Here is a 16,734-nt window from a genome sequence, read left to right as displayed (position 1 = left end):
CGGTTCCGGAAACGATTTGCCGACCGGGACGGTGCCGCGGGTATGGACGATACGCGTCTCGGTGCCGCCCTCGTGTTGTGCTCCGCCGTCGGGTTCGGCACGCTGGGTATATTGGGAATCGTCGCCGGCGATGCCGGGCTCTCGATTCCGACGATTCTCTCGTTTCGATTCATCCTGGCGACGGTGCTCGTCTGGGTGGTCTTCGGTCTCAGGGGCGAGATACGGCTGCTCCGTGGCCGGAGGTTCGTCGCCGGCGTCGGACTCGGCTCCGTCGGGTACGCCGCGGTGAGCGGCCTCTATTTCCTCGGCCTCGGGGTCATGACCGCCGGGATGGCGGGGATCGTTCTGTATACGTATCCGGCGTTCGTGCTCGTTCTCTCGGCGGCGTTTCTCGACGAGCCGATCGGGCGTCGACGGCTCTCCGCGCTCGTGATTACCATCGGGGGGATCGCGCTTATCACCGGTGCCGATCCCGCGGCCGCCGATCCACGCGGTATCGCGGTCGTACTCCTCGCTGCGATCCTCTATGCGGCCTACATCACCGTGAGTCGGACGACACTCGAAGAGGTGACGCCCCCGACGCTCACTGCCCACGTCATGCCGGCGGCCGCCGGGACGTTTCTCCTCGTGGGGGCAGCGACCGATACGCTCGGGGTCCCGTCCGGGGCGGTCGCGTGGGGTTCCGTCCTCGGGATCGCGGTGCTCGCGACGGCGATCCCGATCTTCGCCTTCTTCGCCGGGCTCTCGCGGATCGGGGCGGGGCCGGCCTCGATACTCAGCACCGTCGAGCCGGTTGCGACGGTCGTCCTGGGGGCGGTGTTCCTCGCCGAGCCGGTCGGACCCGCCGTCGTCGCCGGCGGATCGCTCGTGCTCGTCGGCGTCGTACTCGTCGCACGGACGTGGTGACCCGGATCGCTCGGCCTGCGCCACCCGTGTGGTTTGATAGGATTGGTGTCCCGACGGAACGGTCACCGCCGGCACCGCTCCGGCGGTGACCGTTCCCGGACGACAACAGTCCGCATGAAACGATGTCCACACCAACGGGAGGACCGTCCTCCGGTCGAGTGGACGACGGCGGCCGAACTCCGTTATGATCTCACTCCTCGAGGAGTTTCTTCGTCGTCCGGTGTCGGCCGAAGAACATCGGGACGAGACCGACCCGTCCCAGCGGCGAGACTGCACGGCCGAGCGGTCCGCCCGGGAGGCGGTACTCGACGCGATCCGAGACGATCGTCCCATCGCCGTCGGCGAAGAACCGGTGGGTATGTTCCCACTCCGCGAACGGTCCCGATTCCATGACGTCGCGGAACATGCCCGTCCCGCCGTCGCGTTCCCGGTCGGTGATCACCGACACCATCCGCTGTCGGGGGCCGATACCGAGGGGGCGCATCGACAGTTCGATCCGCGATCCGGCCCCGAGTTCCGCGGGGTCCGCTTCGCCGTCCGGTCCGGTGACGCTTTCGACCTCTAGGTTCATGAACCCGGGCGTCAGCGCCTCGAGGCCGTCCGTCGTCGAGTGAAACCCCCAGACGTCCTCGAACGGGGCGTCGATGTACGTCTCGCGGCGGTAGGTGGTCATACGCCCGATACGCGGCCCGGAGGGAAAACCGCGCGGGTGTCGGAGACCGAAACCGCGCGGATGTGGGAGACTGTGCGGATGTGGGAGACTGTGCGGATGTCGGCAGGGACTGTGACGTTCTACAGGGACGGTAGGAGGATACTGGAGGTCGATTCCCGGCGATCGGAGATCAACTCCCGGCGATCGGAGATCAACTCCCGGCGATCGGAGATCAACTCCCGGCGATCGGGAATCGTGATCGAAACCGGAGGCGCGGCAGGGATCCGGACGGCGTCACTTCAGCCGTTCTTGAAGGAACGAGGGGTGGGCGGCTTCGACGCCGTCGATCGAGAGGACGTCGTCACGGATGATCTCTCCGACCTCGTCGCCATCGGCGGCCCGGACTTCGGCCATCAGCATGTGATCGCCACTGGACGTGTACAGCGACTCCACGGCGTCGAGTCGTTTCAGCTTCCGGGTGACCTCGACGTAGCGTTCGCTCGCGACGTCGACGCCGACCATCGCGATGGACTTCCCCGATAGCTTCTTCGGGTCGATGTCGGCCGAGTACCCGACGATGACGCCCTCGGATTCGAGTTTGTCGATGTATTTTCTGACGGTCGGTTTCGATACGTCTGCACGGTCTGCGATCTCTGTGTAGGAGGCCTGGGCGTCGTCCTCTAGGACGGCGAGAATCCTGTCCTCCGTCTCCGCGCTCATGGTGGTATCTTTTACGTCCGTGAAAAAATATCTTCCGAAGCTGAAAACAGGAATTCGAGGGACCAGTATTTATAAACCAATAGCCAAAATAGTTTACGTGGGGCTGGCTCTGGCGGGTATTCTCGTATACATGTAATGGAATGTGTCTTCGGACGGTGACCGAAGCGCCGATACGACGGTCCGCCTCAGTACTCCTCGTAGGCCAGCGTCATGACCCACTGTGAGAAAGCGTCGCCCTGGGGATCGATCTCCTCGTCGCCGACGAACGGCGAAAGCTGGTCACCGGCCATCAAAAGCGAGAAGTCGAGATCACGGGGATCGAGGATGGGCGTCACCAGATACGTGTTGTGGCCCTGGTAGACGGTTTCGGTCCGTTCGACGAGTTCCAACTCCTCGAGTTTGTCGATGATCCTGCTGCCCTTTCTCGAATCGACGTCGAGTTCCTTCCAGAAGTCGCTCTGGTGGATGCCTCCGGTGTCCCGTATCAGTTCCAGCCCTGCGCGCTCTACCTCCGAGAGGTCGGCTTCCGCGGCGGTACTCATCGTCTGCCATTCCGCCAGCGAACGGTTTAAATCATTGCTTTGATGCGCGCCCGGCCGAACACGGAACGGGCGGGGTCACGCCCAGACGGGTCGGTACGCGAGGGCGGACGTGGGCTATACGCCCGCGTCGACCCGACGGAACGGCGTTTCACACGGTGGTCCGTCGGCGTACTCGAAGACCCGCTCGTCGCCGAGGCGGACCAGCGAGGACGACCGCGTTCCGAACCCGTCGCCGTGGATACAGACCCCGTATTCGTGGTCGCCGAGAACGTCCCCGGCGCGGATCGTCCACGCCGAGGCGGTCTCGCCGGCGTCCGGTCGAAGCGTCTCGCGTACGCGTTCGGCGTTGTGGGCCTGTTCGCGTCCGGCCGCCGGCCGCCGCTCGGGGGCGAACCACTCGCCGTCGAAGCCGACGTTGACCACTGCGTGGACGCCCGGGGAGAGCCCGTGGACGTCGTCACCGTCGCCGTCGCCGTCATGGATCACGAGCAGACAGCCGTCCGCATCCACGACGAGCAGGTGAAAGGGGGCGTACTCGTGAGTTCGGAGCCTTTCACGGACCACCTCGATCGCCCCGTCGGCCGATCGGGCCCCGAGGGCATCCCGGACGAGGAGCCCCCGCGAGCGCTCCCCCTCGCCGGGCATCCAGCGGTTGGTGACCGCGGCGAGAAGGCCCTCGGCGTTGTATCCGAGCCAGGTGCCGCCCGCCCGTTCGTCCCGGGGGGCGACCACCGGGGGATCACCGGGCCATCGCCGTGGCGACGTCGACGGGCGATCCACAGCTTCGTCACGGTTTGCGGCGACACAGACGGGTGCTTCCTCGAATACTCGCCAGGCGACGATGAGCGTACACACGGCCGTCCGTGCGTGTGGGGAACACAAAAACACCCGCGATCCGGACGCTATTCGGACGCCCGCTCGAGGTGTTCGACGACGGCATCCCGATCGACGGTCCCCGACGCCGTCCGCGGGAGTTCGGCAGTGAACGCGATCGTCCGGGGGAGTTTGTACCCCGCCAGCCGTTCGCGACAGTGTGTCTCGAGCTCCCCGACGGAGGGGTCTGCGTCCCCGGCCGGGACGACGAGGGCCGCGACGCGCTCGCCCCACTCGTCGTCTTCGAGGCCGACGACGGCACACGTTGCGACGCCGGGGTGCTCCCGGAGCGCCGACACTACCTCGGTCGGGTCGACGTTCTCGCCACCCGTCACGACGGTTTCGTCGACGCGGCCGACCACGTAGACCCGCCCGTGTTCGTCCCGGTAGCCGCGGTCACCCGTCCGCAGCCCGCCATTTATAAATCGCTCGTCCGTCACGCCGCTGTCGAGGTAGCCGGGCGTGACCATGGGACCGGAGACGACGAGTTCGCCGATCGTCCCCGTCCCACACGGGGCTCCGACCTCGTCGAGGACGGAGACCTCCGCGAACATGAGCGGGTGACCGACGGATTCGGGCGCGTCCCCGACCGCTTCGGGGCGTGCGGTCGCGATCTGTGAGGCGGCCTCGGTCATCCCGTAGGTGGGCGCGACCGGAACGCCCCGCGCTCTCGCGCGCGTTATCAACGCCGGCGGACAGGGCGCGCCGCCGAGGAGGACGAACCGCAACGCCGGGACCGGGCCGGCGTCGAGCAGCCGCTCCAGCATCGTCGGCACGAGCGAGACCGCGGTCGCGCCGGACGTTCGGACGGCCGCACGGGTCGATTGGGGATCGAACCCCCGCTGGATCGACAGCGCCGCTCCGTACAGGACGGACCGGTAGACCGGTGCGAGCCCGCCCATGTGGTACATCGGCAGCGGTACGTGCCAGCAGTCGTCCCGGCGGATCCCGAGCCGGAACGCCGAGGCGGTCGCGCTCGCGAGGACGTTCCCGAGCGTCAGGAGGACGCCCTTCGGCTCGCCCGTCGTTCCCGAGGTAAAGAGGACGGCGAGTGGATCGTCGAGTTCCCACTCCGGGAGGTCGAACTGGCGGGGCGGCACCGCCGAGAGCGCTTTCGTCTCCCCCGCCGGCTCGTCGAGCGAGACCGTCGTCCCGTCGGTCGCCTCGGCGACGGCGGCCTCCGTCCCCCGCTCGCAGACGACGGCCGCCGGGGAGACGCGCTCGAGTCGTACCCGGACTTCCGTGGCGGTCAACCGGGCGTTGATCGGGACGAGAACCCCACCGAGGCGTTGAACGGCGTGGACGACGGTGACGAACGCCGGGCGGTTTCGGGCACAGACCGCGACGGCGTCGTCGACACAGACGCCGGCCCCGGCGAGGCGGCCGGCGACCGTCTCGACGCGGTCGTTCAACTCCGCGTAGCTTCGAGCGGCGTCGAGCGCGCCGCCAGCCGCTAACGCGGTCGCTTTCGGGGTCACGTCCGCCCGGACGGCAAGCCAATCCCGCATCGTTTCGTCCCCTCGTTTATTCCGGTGGGATATTGCCTTTTCCTTGTGGGACGGCGGCGCTCCCCTTCGCGACCGGGGCGACACCCGCCCGAAGATCGGAGCCGAGCAGGCCGCCGGTCCCGAGACCACACGGCCGCAGTTTCGGGAGTGATGCGGCGAGGTGGACGGCGCCCGCCCGCGCGACCGCGCCGTCGATCGTCGTCGTGATGACGGCGTCAATGCCGGCCGTACGGGCCGAGCGAACGACGTTCCGAACGGTATCGATGCCGCCGAGCGCCATCGGCTTACAGACGAGGAGGTCGGCGGCGTCGGCCCCGAGCGCGGTGCCGAAGCCGTGTTCGACGAGCCCCTCGTCGAGGGCGATGTCGACGCCGCGGCCGCGAAGCCGCGCGTGGGCGTCGAGCGAATCGGCCGACAGCGGCTGTTCGAGAACCGACACCCCGAGGTCGTCGAGTTTCGGGAGAGCGCGCTCGGCCGTCGTCTCGCTCCAGCCCCCGTTGGCGTCGAGGCGCAGTTCGATCGCCGGTGCGTCCGATCGGACCGCCTCGATCCGGGCGAGGTCCTCGGAGAGGTCCCGTACACCGACTTTTATTTTCACGGCTGGAAACCCCGCTCGGACGGCGCGCCCGACGGCGGCGGCCGTTTCGGCCGGCGATCCGTCGCCGACGGTCGCGTTGACGGGGACCGACTCGACGGGATCGCTGCCGCCGATAAACCGATACAGCGGCCGGCCGGCCGCCCTCGATTGCGCGTCCAATACCGCGAGCGAGACGCCGTGGCGGGCCGCCGGGACGTCGGACAACGTCCCGTCCACCAGCGCCGAGACCGGATCCTCGACGGAGCGGAGGGCGCTCTCACAGTCCCCGATCGATTCAGTCCACCCCGAAAGCGGGGTCGCCTCGCCGAGCCCCGCCGTCCCGTCGACCCCGACGCGGACGAGAAACCCCCGGCGGCGCTCGATCGTCCCGGAGGCGGTTTCGAACGGCCGGGCGAGCGGCAGCGAGAACGGTTCGACCTCCATGGTCACACGACCGCCGGCGCGGCGAGTCCGGCGGCGAACAGCGCCGAATGTACAAAGAGGAGTCGGCCGGTCCGTTCGAGGGCAGCGTTGAGCGCGTCGCCGTCGCTCCGCCCCCAGACCGTCGCCCCGATCCGGACGGCGAAGGGTGCGGTGAGAAGCGGCGACAGGACTGCCGTCCCGTAGCCGTCGAGCGAGAAGACGACCGGGATCGCGTACGCGAGTCCGACCATCGCCGTCCACTCGATCCGGCTGGCTCGATAGCCCAACACGACCGCGAGCGTCCGCTTGCCGGAGGCCGCGTCGGTCTCGCGGTCTCGGACGTTGTTGATCACGAGGATCGCAGTCGAGAGCCCGGCGGCGGGAAGCCCCGCGACGACCGCCGCCGCGGGAACCGTTCCCTCGGGGATCCAAAGCGGGAGCGGGCCGGAGCCACCGACCGCCTGGACGTAATAGGTGCCGGCGACCGCGACGATCCCGAAGAAGACGAAGACGAAGAGGTCGCCGAGGCCGCGATACCCGTACGGGAGCGGGCCACCGGTGTAGGTGATGCCGGCGACGACGCTCGCGAGCCCGATCACGAGGATCGGGATGCCGCCGACGTAGACGAGGTAGGTCCCGACGAGAATCGAGAGACCGAACGTGGCGTACATCGCGTGCTTGACCGCGTCGGGGGCGAGGAGACCGCCGGCGGTCACGCGCGTGAACCCCACCCGATCCTCGGTGTCAGCCCCCCGGACGGCGTCGTAGTAGTCGTTGGCGAAGTTCGTCCCGATCTGTAACAGGAGTGCGCCGACGAGCGCGACGACGGCCGGGAGGGGATCGAAGACGCCGGACCTGACCGCCAGCCCCGTCCCGACGAGCACCGGTGCCGCCGCCGCCGGAAGGGTCTGCGGACGGGCCGCCATGAGCCATGCTTTCCGTGTCGAGACCGCCGCTGTCATTACGGATGACTCGGAGCGCCGACGGTATAAACACGATGAGAGTGCGAATGGCTCACGACGGGGGTCGCCGTCAGTATCAGTAGTGCCATTCGAACTCGTCGAACCGCGGGTCTCGGCCCTCGACGAACGCGTCCCGGCCCTCCTCGGCCTCCTCGGTCATGTAGCCGAGTCGCGTCGCCTCGCCCGCGAACATCTGCTGACCGACGAGGCCGTCCGAGTCCATGTTGAAGGCGTATTTGAGCATCCGGATCGCCATCGGCGACTTCGAACAGACGGTCTCGGCCCACTCGTGGGCCGTCGCCTCGAGGTCGTCGTGGGGAACGACCTCGTTTACCATGCCCATCTCGGCAGCCTCCTCGGCGGAGTAGGTCTTCCCGAGAAAGAACACCTCCCGAGCCTTCTTGTGACCGATCTGTCGGGCGAGATACGCCGATCCGAAACCGGCGTCGAAGGAGGCCACGTCGGGATCGGTCTGGAGGAACGCCGCGTGCTCCTCGGAGGCGAGCGTCATATCACAGACGACGTGCAGCGAGTGGCCGCCGCCGACGGCCCACCCGGGGACGACGGCGACGACGGGCTTTGGAACGTGTCGGATGAGCCGCTGTACTTCGAGAATGTGGAGGCGCGGGGCGGAGCGCCGTTCCGAGTCGGGCGTCCCGCCGCCGTCGCGTTCGTCCCCGTTCGCTTCGTACTCGTAGCCGGCGTCCCCGCGGATGCGCTGGTCGCCGCCCGAGCAGAACGCCCAGCCGCCGTCTTTCGGCGAGGGGCCGTTGCCGGTCAACAGGATACAGCCGACGTCGGTCTGGCGTTTGGCGTGGTCGAGGGCGGTATAGAGTTCGTCGACCGTCTCGGGACGGAAGGCGTTTCGAACGTCGGGGCGGTCGAAGGCGATCCGGACCGCGCCCGTCTCCGTCGATCGGTGGTAGGTGATGTCCTCGAAGTCGTCGGTGATCGGCTCCCAGCGGTCATCCTCGAACAGTTCAGAAACCATTGTCGAGGGTCGGAGCGCCGCGAAGAAAAAGATATAGTAAACATCGCAACGATGTACACACCGATCGCACTGCCGCCGTGCGATCGAGTGTGTCTTGTCCTCCGATCTCTACTATAGGTATCCATCGTGAAACCTCCCACCCCTACGGATGCGGACGCGGTGGCCCGGGCGGGACCGCGGCCGGGCCGTCGAGTTCGCTCGAACGGTTCCGCGCCGGCCGTTTTTATGGGGGGCCGCCGGCGGACCGCGGGCACGTATCGAGGCCGAGAATCGAGTACAGCGCACACGTTCCCGTCAGCGCGGTACCGAGCATCATCACCGCCACCACGCCGAGAACCGGTGAGACGATCGTGGGCAGCGAGACGACGCCGGCGAGGATCGCGAGCGAGACGAGCCCGGATATCGCGCCGACGAGCGTTCGGATCAGTCTGTCCGTCGAACCGACATTTTTGTTCATAGCTCCTGTACTCGCCCCGCGGATATATAGGTTAGTATTGGGCTGAAAACACAATCGTGGGGCCAACGGCGGGCCGGATGTACGGTGGGCAGCCATGCCGAACGGTGAGATTCCGGACACCGTCCGAGCCACACTCGACATCCGCCCCGTGCTGAAGCGCGGGCGATTCACCCTCGTAACTTCGATAAAGACGGCCGGAGCGTCGGGATGTATCCACCCGAAACGGCCGTCGGCCGACCCACTCAGGGACCGAGGCGGTCGGTGACGCGGCGTTCGAGCTCGCGGCGTTCGTCGTGGTTCCGCCGACTGTCCGTGCGGTACTCGATCACCCGTGTTCCCCCGGTTCCGACCGAGTCGGCATACAGCTCCCGGAACCGATCGCGGTCGTCCGTCCGCGCGAAGCGCAGCTCATAGAGGTCCGCCGAGTGCTCGAAATCGAGGCCGTGCGGCGTCCGGAACCACCCCTCGAAGGTGTCGTGTGCTTCGATCGGCAGGAGATGGAAGATCCCGCCGCCGTCGTTGTTGAGACAGACGACGGTCGCATCGACGTCCGCGCGCGCGACCGCGAGCAGTCCGTTCATGTCGTGGTAGTACGCGAGATCCCCCGTCACGAGCACGAGTGGCTCTTCGGTGCCGTGGCCGGCCCCGAGCGCCGTCGAGGTGATGCCATCGATCCCGGAGGCACCGCGGTTGCCGAGGACGGTCAACGCCGCCTCGCGAGGGCGGCCGAAGCGGTCGAGATCCCGCACCGGCATCGAGTTCGAGACGAACACCGTCGCCGGATCGGGGGCGGACGCGACCGCATCCGCGAGGACCGCACCCTCGGGCGGTTCGCTCCCCGCGACGAACGACCAGTATTCGGCCTCGATCGCGGCGAGTTCCGCCGCGTACGCGCCGGGCTCTCGGTCGACGGCGGCCGCCACCTCGGAGGCGACCTGCGTCGGATCGGCGACGAGCAGATCCGTGGCGGTGAACGTCGCCTCCCGCCAGCCGCCGGCGGGATCGACGACGAACTGCCTCGCCGCCGAGTCCCGGAGATAGCGTCGCAGCGGCTTCGACGTCGGCGACGCGCCGAACCGGATGACGACGTCGGGCACCGAACCGATCGCCGAGACGTACCCGTCGTAGCCGCCACAGATCGTGACATCGCCGGTGTGGGAACCGAACCGGTGGCCCGAAAGCGGGTCGGCGGCCACCGGAAACCCGCTCGCACGGGCGAGCGCCGTCAGTGCCTCTCGGTCGGGTGCCGCCCCGTTTGCGGGACCGCAGACGATGAGGCCGCCCTCGGCGCGCTCGATCGCCTCCGCTACCCGCCCGCGCTCGGACGCGGAGAGCCCGGCCCGCCCCTGGGTCACGGCGACGAAGGGACCCTCGCGGCCCGCGGTCGCGGGACGATCCGGCCGCTCGAACCCCTCGGGTAGCGATCCGGTGGGGACGCCGTCGGGAGCCCGGCTATCGGCGGTCGGTTCCAGCGGTTTCCGGAGGGGCACGTTGAGATGAACCGGGCCGGGCGGAACGCCGACCGCCGTCCCGACCGCCCGAGCGAGCGCCGTCCGGAGCGATCGGAGCTTTCGGTCGGCGGCCTCGGGTTCGGGGAGCGTACGGTAGTCCCGGACCGAGTCCCCGTAGAAACGCCCTTGGTCGATCGTCTGGTTCGCGCCGCTGTCGGCCAACTCCGGCGGTCGGTCGGCGGTCAAAAGCACCATCGGAACCCGGGCCGTGTCGGCCTCGACGACCGCGGGATGGACGTTTGCGAGTGCGGTCCCCGAGGTACAGACGAGGGGAGCGGGCCGCCCGGTCCGTTTCGCGTAGCCGAGCGCGAAGAAGGCGGCCGAGCGCTCATCGAGGTGGGAGACGGCTTCGACGTCGGGATGCTCCGCGAACGCGACCGTCAGCGGCGTCGAGCGCGACCCCGGACAAAGGATGGCGGTCTCGACGCCCGCCGCCGCGAGTTCGTCCGCGATGATCCGTCCCCACAGCGCGTTGAGTTCACCGGGCATCCGGTCACTCCAGTTCGTCGAGGATCGGCCGGTATTTGAGCTGTACCTCCTCCCACTCGCGGTCGGGGTCGGAGTCCTCGACGATCCCGACACCGGCGAACAACGTCGCCGTCTCCCCCCTGGCGATCGCAGAGCGGATCGCGACCGCAAAGGAGCCGTAGCCGGCCGCATCGAACCACCCGACGGGGGCGGCATACCATCCCCGTTCGAAGGGCTCGGTGTCGCGGATCGTCCGCAGTGCCTCCCTCGGCGGGAGCCCACCGACCGCGGGGGTCGGATGCAGCGCCTCTACGAGCGTCAGGACGTGTTCGTCGTCGGCGAGTTCGGCGGTGATCGGCGTCTCGATGTGTTGGACGGTCGCTAGCCGCCGGATCGAGCGCTCCCCGGCGCGGATCGAGGCGGCGTAGGGTTCCAACTGCGAGCGGACCGCGTCTGCGACGAGTTCGTGCTCGTGGACGTTCTTTTCGTCGGCCAAAAGCTCCGCTGCGAGCCACTCGTCTTCCTCCGGCGTATCCCCGCGGCCGGTCGTCCCGGCGAGCGCCCCCGTTTCGACGGTCCGGCCGCGACGGCCGACCAGCCGTTCGGGTGTCGCCCCGAAGAACCCCCCGGAGCCGTCCTCGGGTTCGAACAGAAACCGATAGCAATCGGGGTAACGCCCCGCGAGCCGCGAGAGGGTCTCCGGCATCGAAAGCGCCCGCCCGAGCGTGGTCCGAAGCGCCTGTGCGAGAACGACCTTCCGGAGTTCGCCGGCCGCGATCCGGTCGGTGGCGGCGACGACGCTGTTGCGCCACTCGGTTTCGGAGGTCGTCCGGGCGCGATCCGTGACCCCCGGTGGAGTCCCGACCGGACCGGGATCAGAGAGCCCCCCGAGTCGCTCGATCTCGGCCTCGAGTCGGCGCTCGACGGCGGCCGGTTCGCCGCCGACGTCGTTGACCGTCAGCCACGCCTCACCGCCGGTGTAAGTCACCTGTGTTCGCGGCAGGACGAACTCCGCGCCGGGATAGCCCTCCCACGGACCCGAACCGGCGTGGTCGTCATGAAAGGCGAACCCGCCGAACAGCCGGGGGCGTGCCGCGAGCGCGCCGGCGTGTACGTCGCCGACGGAAAACAGTTCCGCCGCGGCCTCCTGGACGGCCCGAAACCGGTTCGGTCCGTCCGCCCGAATCGTCGTCGCCGTCCCGCTTCCGACGACCGTCGCCTCTCCGGGAGCCGACCAGAACGTCCGTGGTGAATCGGCCGCCGCAAGCGCCGAACGTCGGTCCGGGACAGTCGATAGCTGGACTGCCCGGCTTACGAGCCCCCCCGTCCGTGGGGCCGTCTCCTCGCTACCCAGCGGTTCCATTACCGTCGTTTGGGCCCCCACCGTCTTAGGTTACGTGTTCAGCGACGATCGGGGCGTCTGGGTCGTCGGCGGGATGGGTTTCGCCGACGGCATCGGGATGGGTTTCGCCGACGGCATCGGGATGGGTTTCGCCGACGGCATCGGGATGGGTTTCGCCGACGGCGTCGAGATGGGCTTTTTATGGTGAATGCGCAAGCGGCCCACGCATCGGCTGGGAACCGTCCACGGTCGACGCACTACGGTGTTCGAACGTCACTATAGCTTCGACTCGGCGTCGTCGGCGAGCTCCTCCATTCGCTTGCCGATTCGCCCCGCGTCGGAGAACTCGTCTTCGGCCATCACGTTCGCCAGGGCGTTGCCGAGGACGAATACCGCGTGTTTGTGCTCGCTTTTCGATTTGTGGACATCGTCGGGGGTCACGTCGAGTTCCCCGTAGGGATCGAACACCGAGTCGTCGATCTCGTCCATCCCGTCGAAGTGCTCCATGATGGAGACCATCTTGGCGTGTAGCTCCAGAAGTTCGTCTTTGTGCATGTTTATGCGTATTACAACGGACCGTTTAACACTTGCGCGGGATGGCGGCGCACACGTGTCCCCATACGGACCGGCGTCGTCGTGCCCTGGCTCAGAAAACGTACTCGTCGTCGTGGCCCATCATACCGTCCTCCTCGAATCCCGGTTCGTCGTCGTCCATCGGGCCGCTCGTCTTGTACGCCCGAAGTCCGGTCGATAACAGCTCCTCTATCGCCTCCTCGCGGTTGACGAACTCGCCCTCTTCGACGAGCTGTGCGATCTGCATCTCGAGATGCTCCGGGACGGTGAGTTGTACCTTCGGCATCGGATTGATTCCAGATTCGGGGATGGGGTATTTAATTCTGTCGAGTGATTTTCTACAGTGACAAAATCGTATCGGCAATTCTGGAAGGATATTTTTTCGTTTTGCCAGCTGTTTTGCATGATTCGGCGAACGGATCCTGAAACGATACGTCTACGTTCCCACGGGTACGCGATGACACATGAGAGACGTCACGGACGTTCACGAGGAGTTCGACGGCGAACGTCTTCCGCCGGGCCAACACGAAACGTCCTCGTTTCCGGTGCTCTCGAAGGGCGACGTGCCGTCGGTACCGGCCGACTCGACGCTCGACGTGTGGGGTGCCGTCGACGACGAACGATCGATCCCGCTGGAGACGCTCGAGGCGCTCGAAAGCGAGCGTCAACGCCAGGACTTTCACTGCGTGACCGGCTGGTCCCGTCTCGGCTGTATTTTCCGTGGGGCGCGGTTTCGGACAGTCGCGGACCTCGTCGGCACCAGCGAGGACGCCGTCCACGTTCTCTTTCACGCCCACGACGGATATACGACGGATCTCCCGCTCCGGGACTGTCTCCGCGACGGCGTGTTGTTGGCCTGGGAACTCGACGGCGAAGCGCTCTCCGGCGAGCACGGCGGCCCGCTCCGGGTCGTCACGCCACACAAGTACGCATACAAGGGCGCAAAGTGGCTCTCGGGGATCGAGTTCCTGACCGAACGAAAGCGCGGCTACTGGGAACGACGCGGCTACTCCGGGACGGCGAACCCCTGGAACGAGGAACGGTACGTCTCCGATACCGCCGACTAGCGTCCTCCGATACGGACCGTTGTCGTCCGCGAGCGGTCGCTGCCGGCACCGTGCCGGCGGTGACCGATCCGTCGTACACCGATCCGTATCAAGGGCACGGTATCCCAGGGGATGCGGATATCCCAAGGGGGGCCGGTATGGGCACCGTTCGGTACGGCGAGTCGGACGGAAGGGTTAATCCCTCGCAGGCCCGGAGTCGACGTATGGCCGGCCCTACGCGCGTGTTGCTCGTCGATGACGACCCCTCCCTCGCCGACCTCATGGCGAATCAACTCGACGACCTCCGGGAGAACTTCTCGATCCAGGTCGAGACGGACCCCAACGACGCGCTCGACGTCATCGAAGCCGGACCGGTCGATTGCGTGGTCAGCGACCACCACATGCCACGGATGACGGGGCTGGAACTGCTCCGATACGTCCGTGAGATGGATCCGGATCTCCCGTTCATTCTGTTTACGGCGCGCGGGAGCGAAGAGATCGCGAGCGACGCCGTCTCGGAAGGCGTGACCGATTACTTCCGGAAACGGCGCGGCTCCGAGCAGTGGCGCGTCCTCGCGAACCGGATCGAGAACGCCGCTGCCAGATACGCCGCCGAGAGGGCGGTCCAGCGGCGCGAGTCCGCGCTCCGGCGGCTCGCGCGGACCGTGATCGACAGCGTCTCCACGCCGGTCGAATCGCTCTGTGAACTCGGCCGTGAGACACTCGACGTCGAGTATGGCGCGTTGATCACCGAGTCCGGCGACGACAGCAGGGAAGTCCTCGTCGAGAGCATCGAGGCCGAGGTCCCCTTCGACACCGGGAGCGGGGTACCCCTGTCGGACGGCGTCGGCGATCTGATCGTCGACGGCAGCGGTATCGTGGCCATCGCCGGGGATGGACGCGATGGCGAGAGCGAAGGCGGTGACAGGGATGGACGCGATGGCGAGAGCGAAGGCGGTGACAGGGATGGACGCGATGGCGAGAGCGAAGGCGACACCGAGGGCCGAGGCTTTTCGTCCTATATCGGGACGCCGGTATACGTCGGCGAGCGCCGATACGGGACGCTCTGTTTCTGTGATCGTGGCGACCGAGCGGCGTTCACCGACTGGGAGCGGGCCTTCGTCGAGCTGCTCGGCGATTGGCTCGGCCACGAGCTGACAAGCGAGTGGGCACGCGATCAAAGCGACGCCCTCCGCTCCGCGCGGAACCGCGTCCAACGCACCCTCGGCGCGCTCGAAGACGGTGATGAGACCACGGTTCGAGAGGAGCTGACGGCGATACGCGAACTGCTCGACCGGGGGCCGCCGTCGACGACGGCCGTCTCCGTCGAACTCTCTTGATCCTGCGGTCGAACGATCTCCCCCGGTCGCCGTAGCTACGGCTCTCTCCGGGCCTCGCCCACGCAGTCCTCGATGGGGGCCATGAGTTCGTCGGCGATGGTGTATGGATCCGTCTCCTTTCGCAGGACCCGGTCGATGTGGCTCTCGAGCCCTCCGCGGGCCGAAAGCTCCTCCTCTAAGAGCGCTGCCGTGTCCTCCCGGAGTAAGGTCTTTATTTCGGCCTCGTAGCGCTGTCTGGCTTGGACCTCCAGTTCGCCGCTTTCGGACAGCCAGGCGACGTGCTCCGTGATCGCCCCGAGGAACTCCTCGACACCTTCGCCCGTCTTTGCGATCGTTTCGACGACGGTCGGCTGCCAGCCCTCCTCGTCGGTCCCGGTCTCGGTCTCGGTTCCCCCGTTGTCGGCGGTATCCACCAGGCTCTCGGCGCCGTGGTGGCCGGCCATCGGCGACGCATCGCGCATCTCGATCATCTCTTTGAGCTCCATTACGGTCCGGTTTGCGCCCTCCATGTCGGCTTTGTTGACGACGAAGATGTCGGCGATCTCGAGGATACCGGCCTTGAGCATCTGGATGTCGTCGCCCGACCCCGGCGGCACGAGTACCGAGACCGTATCGGCCGTTTTGACGATCTCGATCTCGTTTTGGCCCGCACCGACCGTCTCGACGATGATCTTGTCCTTGCCGAAGGCGTCGAGCGCCTTCACCGCGTCCGTCGTGGCCGTCGAGAGCCCGCCGAGCGAGCCGCGCGCCGACATCGATCGAAAGAAGACGTCCATGTCGCCGACGTTCGAGGCCATCCGGATCCGATCGCCCAACACCGCCCCGCCCGTAAACGGTGAGGACGGATCGATCGCGATGACCCCGACCGTTTCGCCGCGATCGCGGTACGTCGACGCCATCTTGTCGACGAGTGTCGACTTTCCCGCGCCGGGGGAGCCGGTGATCCCGATGACCTCCGCGTTGCCCGTGTGCTCGTGTAACTTCGAGACCAGATCGCGATACCCCGGCGAGCGGTTCTCGATCTTCGTGATCACCCGCGCGAGCGCCCGGTGTTTCCCCGCCAACAGCTCCTCGATAAGCGTGTCCTCGGACATCTATCGTTCCGGGGCGTTCTCGCGGACGAACTCGATCGTCTCTTCCATCGTCGCGCCGGGGCCGAAGATGTTCGAAACGCCGGCCTCGTAGAGTTCCTCGCGGTCGTCGTCGGGGATGATCCCCCCGACGATGACGAGCGTGTCCTCCAATGCGCCGTACTCCTCGAGGCCGTCCATGATCTTCGGGACGAGCGTGTCGTGGGCCCCCGAGAGGATCGAGATCCCGAGGACGTCGACGTCCTCTTGGACGGCGGCCTGGACGATGTCGTCCGGTGATTTGTGTAGTCCCGAGTAGATGACTTCGAATCCGGCGTCCCGAAACGCCCGTGCGATGACGTGCGCACCACGATCGTGGCCATCCAAGCCGACTTTCGCAACCAGACACCGAACGGTTCGTTGCTCGTGCTCCGTACTCATGGTTCGCTCTACCGAGGGGAGGTGTTTGACTTTAACGGAGATCCACGGCGGGTTCGATAGATTTGGGTTTTCGCAACTGGAGTTGGATTCCCGCACGCCGACCGGTCCCTGCAGTGTGATTATGCCGCACACTGCCCGCCGCTTCGATGGGTTTATGAATCGTCTCGGGATACTATGCGATGCGTTCGAGGGCTCGTAGATCAGTGGTAGATCATCCCCCTGGCACGGGGAAGGCCCCGGGTTCAAATCCCGGCGAGTCCATCTCCTTCGCTCGCTACGCTCGCTCAGTCGATGGACTCGCCGACCCTCGCGAAGCCTCCGGCTTCGCTCAG

The 16,734-nt window shown here is 67.1% G+C and carries 19 protein-coding genes and 1 tRNA gene; 5 read left to right on the top strand and 15 right to left on the bottom strand.

The features are described 5' to 3' along the window. Positions 1-42 precede the first annotated feature (42 nt). Complete coding sequence (locus tag HZR14_RS11795) at positions 43-906, top strand: DMT family transporter (protein WP_181693071.1); 864 nt, start codon at positions 43-45, stop codon at positions 904-906. 190 nt (positions 907-1,096) lie between these two features. Here the strand turns inward: HZR14_RS11795 and HZR14_RS11790 are convergent, their stop codons facing one another. From HZR14_RS11790 to HZR14_RS11740, 11 genes are all read right to left on the bottom strand, one after another. Further along, positions 1,097-1,579: an SRPBCC family protein gene (locus tag HZR14_RS11790; RefSeq protein ID WP_181693070.1), complete on the bottom strand. Its 483-nt coding sequence runs from the start codon at positions 1,577-1,579 to the stop codon at positions 1,097-1,099. Between the two features lie 273 nt (positions 1,580-1,852). Continuing rightward, a complete protein-coding gene (gene lrpA1, locus HZR14_RS11785; RefSeq protein ID WP_181693069.1) occupies positions 1,853-2,278 on the bottom strand; it encodes an HTH-type transcriptional regulator LrpA1 in 426 nt (141 codons plus the stop codon). 185 nt (positions 2,279-2,463) lie between these two features. Beyond that, on the bottom strand, positions 2,464-2,820 hold the full coding sequence (locus tag HZR14_RS11780) for a helix-turn-helix transcriptional regulator (RefSeq protein WP_181693068.1): 357 nt from the start codon (positions 2,818-2,820) through the stop codon (positions 2,464-2,466). A 114-nt stretch (positions 2,821-2,934) separates the two neighbouring features. Further along, positions 2,935-3,675 carry an NRDE family protein gene (locus tag HZR14_RS11775; RefSeq protein WP_181693067.1) on the bottom strand — a complete coding sequence of 247 codons (741 nt, stop codon included), beginning with the start codon at positions 3,673-3,675 and terminating at the stop codon, positions 2,935-2,937. 47 nt (positions 3,676-3,722) lie between these two features. Next, on the bottom strand, positions 3,723-5,201 hold the full coding sequence (gene menE / locus HZR14_RS11770; protein WP_181693066.1) for an o-succinylbenzoate--CoA ligase: 1,479 nt from the start codon (positions 5,199-5,201) through the stop codon (positions 3,723-3,725). Between the two features lie 16 nt (positions 5,202-5,217). Next, on the bottom strand, positions 5,218-6,222 hold the full coding sequence (locus HZR14_RS11765; protein WP_181693065.1) for a mandelate racemase/muconate lactonizing enzyme family protein: 1,005 nt from the start codon (positions 6,220-6,222) through the stop codon (positions 5,218-5,220). Positions 6,223-6,224: 2 nt separating this feature from the next. After that, a complete protein-coding gene (locus HZR14_RS11760) occupies positions 6,225-7,163 on the bottom strand; it encodes a 1,4-dihydroxy-2-naphthoate polyprenyltransferase (RefSeq protein ID WP_181693064.1) in 939 nt (312 codons plus the stop codon). A 76-nt stretch (positions 7,164-7,239) separates the two neighbouring features. Further along, positions 7,240-8,154 carry a 1,4-dihydroxy-2-naphthoyl-CoA synthase gene (locus HZR14_RS11755; RefSeq protein WP_181693063.1) on the bottom strand — a complete coding sequence of 305 codons (915 nt, stop codon included), beginning with the start codon at positions 8,152-8,154 and terminating at the stop codon, positions 7,240-7,242. A gap of 223 nt (positions 8,155-8,377) precedes the next feature. After that, positions 8,378-8,611, bottom strand: coding sequence for a YgaP family membrane protein (locus HZR14_RS11750; protein WP_181693062.1), 234 nt, complete (start codon positions 8,609-8,611; stop codon positions 8,378-8,380). 242 nt (positions 8,612-8,853) lie between these two features. Next, positions 8,854-10,611: a 2-succinyl-5-enolpyruvyl-6-hydroxy-3-cyclohexene-1-carboxylic-acid synthase gene (gene menD / locus HZR14_RS11745; RefSeq protein ID WP_181693061.1), complete on the bottom strand. Its 1,758-nt coding sequence runs from the start codon at positions 10,609-10,611 to the stop codon at positions 8,854-8,856. A gap of 4 nt (positions 10,612-10,615) precedes the next feature. Further along, a complete protein-coding gene (locus HZR14_RS11740; RefSeq protein WP_181693060.1) occupies positions 10,616-11,953 on the bottom strand; it encodes an isochorismate synthase in 1,338 nt (445 codons plus the stop codon). 34 nt (positions 11,954-11,987) lie between these two features. Between HZR14_RS11740 and HZR14_RS11735 the strand changes: the two genes are divergently transcribed. After that, positions 11,988-12,140: a hypothetical protein gene (locus HZR14_RS11735; protein WP_181693059.1), complete on the top strand. Its 153-nt coding sequence runs from the start codon at positions 11,988-11,990 to the stop codon at positions 12,138-12,140. 68 nt (positions 12,141-12,208) lie between these two features. Here HZR14_RS11735 and HZR14_RS11730 read toward each other — a convergent pair whose 3' ends face one another. Together HZR14_RS11730 and HZR14_RS11725 are read right to left on the bottom strand one after the other, a co-directional pair. Next, positions 12,209-12,487, bottom strand: a complete 279-nt coding sequence (locus tag HZR14_RS11730; RefSeq protein WP_181693058.1) for a UPF0058 family protein — start codon at positions 12,485-12,487, stop codon at positions 12,209-12,211. 91 nt (positions 12,488-12,578) lie between these two features. Further along, positions 12,579-12,791: a ribbon-helix-helix domain-containing protein gene (locus HZR14_RS11725; protein ID WP_181693057.1), complete on the bottom strand. Its 213-nt coding sequence runs from the start codon at positions 12,789-12,791 to the stop codon at positions 12,579-12,581. Positions 12,792-12,969: 178 nt separating this feature from the next. On the opposite strand from HZR14_RS11725, the gene HZR14_RS11720 reads away from it, so the two are divergent. After that, complete coding sequence (locus tag HZR14_RS11720) at positions 12,970-13,572, top strand: molybdopterin-dependent oxidoreductase (RefSeq protein WP_181693056.1); 603 nt, start codon at positions 12,970-12,972, stop codon at positions 13,570-13,572. A 203-nt stretch (positions 13,573-13,775) separates the two neighbouring features. Next, positions 13,776-14,891: a response regulator gene (locus HZR14_RS11715; RefSeq protein ID WP_181693055.1), complete on the top strand. Its 1,116-nt coding sequence runs from the start codon at positions 13,776-13,778 to the stop codon at positions 14,889-14,891. 35 nt (positions 14,892-14,926) lie between these two features. On the opposite strand, the gene meaB is transcribed toward HZR14_RS11715, so the two are convergent. Together meaB and HZR14_RS11705 are read right to left on the bottom strand one after the other, a co-directional pair. Further along, positions 14,927-15,985, bottom strand: a complete 1,059-nt coding sequence (meaB, locus tag HZR14_RS11710; protein ID WP_181693054.1) for a methylmalonyl Co-A mutase-associated GTPase MeaB — start codon at positions 15,983-15,985, stop codon at positions 14,927-14,929. Next, complete coding sequence (locus HZR14_RS11705; protein WP_181693053.1) at positions 15,986-16,402, bottom strand: cobalamin B12-binding domain-containing protein; 417 nt, start codon at positions 16,400-16,402, stop codon at positions 15,986-15,988. It lies immediately after the preceding gene. A gap of 189 nt (positions 16,403-16,591) precedes the next feature. On the opposite strand from HZR14_RS11705, the gene HZR14_RS11700 reads away from it, so the two are divergent. Further along, a tRNA-Ala gene (locus tag HZR14_RS11700) sits at positions 16,592-16,663 on the top strand. Positions 16,664-16,734 lie beyond the last annotated feature (71 nt).

Source organism: Natronomonas salinimetallica (assembly GCF_013839515.1).
GTDB lineage: Archaea > Halobacteriota > Halobacteria > Halobacteriales > Haloarculaceae > Natronomonas.
Note: the sequence above shows the minus strand (reverse complement) of the source record. Positions and strands in the feature narration are given on the sequence as shown.

Coding starts and splice junctions, on each gene's coding strand:
- HZR14_RS11795 (WP_181693071.1), top strand. CDS start 43: ATGGACGATACGCGTCTCGGTGCCGCCCTCGTGTTGTGCTCCGCCGTC.
- HZR14_RS11780 (WP_181693068.1), bottom strand. CDS start 2,820: ATGAGTACCGCCGCGGAAGCCGACCTCTCGGAGGTAGAGCGCGCAGGG.
- HZR14_RS11720 (WP_181693056.1), top strand. CDS start 12,970: ATGAGAGACGTCACGGACGTTCACGAGGAGTTCGACGGCGAACGTCTT.
- HZR14_RS11705 (WP_181693053.1), bottom strand. CDS start 16,402: ATGAGTACGGAGCACGAGCAACGAACCGTTCGGTGTCTGGTTGCGAAA.
- menD (WP_181693061.1), bottom strand. CDS start 10,611: ATGCCCGGTGAACTCAACGCGCTGTGGGGACGGATCATCGCGGACGAA.
- menE (WP_181693066.1), bottom strand. CDS start 5,201: ATGCGGGATTGGCTTGCCGTCCGGGCGGACGTGACCCCGAAAGCGACC.
- HZR14_RS11740 (WP_181693060.1), bottom strand. CDS start 11,953: ATGGAACCGCTGGGTAGCGAGGAGACGGCCCCACGGACGGGGGGGCTC.
- HZR14_RS11755 (WP_181693063.1), bottom strand. CDS start 8,154: ATGGTTTCTGAACTGTTCGAGGATGACCGCTGGGAGCCGATCACCGAC.
- HZR14_RS11750 (WP_181693062.1), bottom strand. CDS start 8,611: ATGAACAAAAATGTCGGTTCGACGGACAGACTGATCCGAACGCTCGTC.
- HZR14_RS11715 (WP_181693055.1), top strand. CDS start 13,776: ATGGCCGGCCCTACGCGCGTGTTGCTCGTCGATGACGACCCCTCCCTC.
- HZR14_RS11760 (WP_181693064.1), bottom strand. CDS start 7,163: ATGACAGCGGCGGTCTCGACACGGAAAGCATGGCTCATGGCGGCCCGT.
- HZR14_RS11790 (WP_181693070.1), bottom strand. CDS start 1,579: ATGACCACCTACCGCCGCGAGACGTACATCGACGCCCCGTTCGAGGAC.
- HZR14_RS11730 (WP_181693058.1), bottom strand. CDS start 12,487: ATGCACAAAGACGAACTTCTGGAGCTACACGCCAAGATGGTCTCCATC.
- HZR14_RS11725 (WP_181693057.1), bottom strand. CDS start 12,791: ATGCCGAAGGTACAACTCACCGTCCCGGAGCATCTCGAGATGCAGATC.
- lrpA1 (WP_181693069.1), bottom strand. CDS start 2,278: ATGAGCGCGGAGACGGAGGACAGGATTCTCGCCGTCCTAGAGGACGAC.
- HZR14_RS11765 (WP_181693065.1), bottom strand. CDS start 6,222: ATGGAGGTCGAACCGTTCTCGCTGCCGCTCGCCCGGCCGTTCGAAACC.
- meaB (WP_181693054.1), bottom strand. CDS start 15,985: ATGTCCGAGGACACGCTTATCGAGGAGCTGTTGGCGGGGAAACACCGG.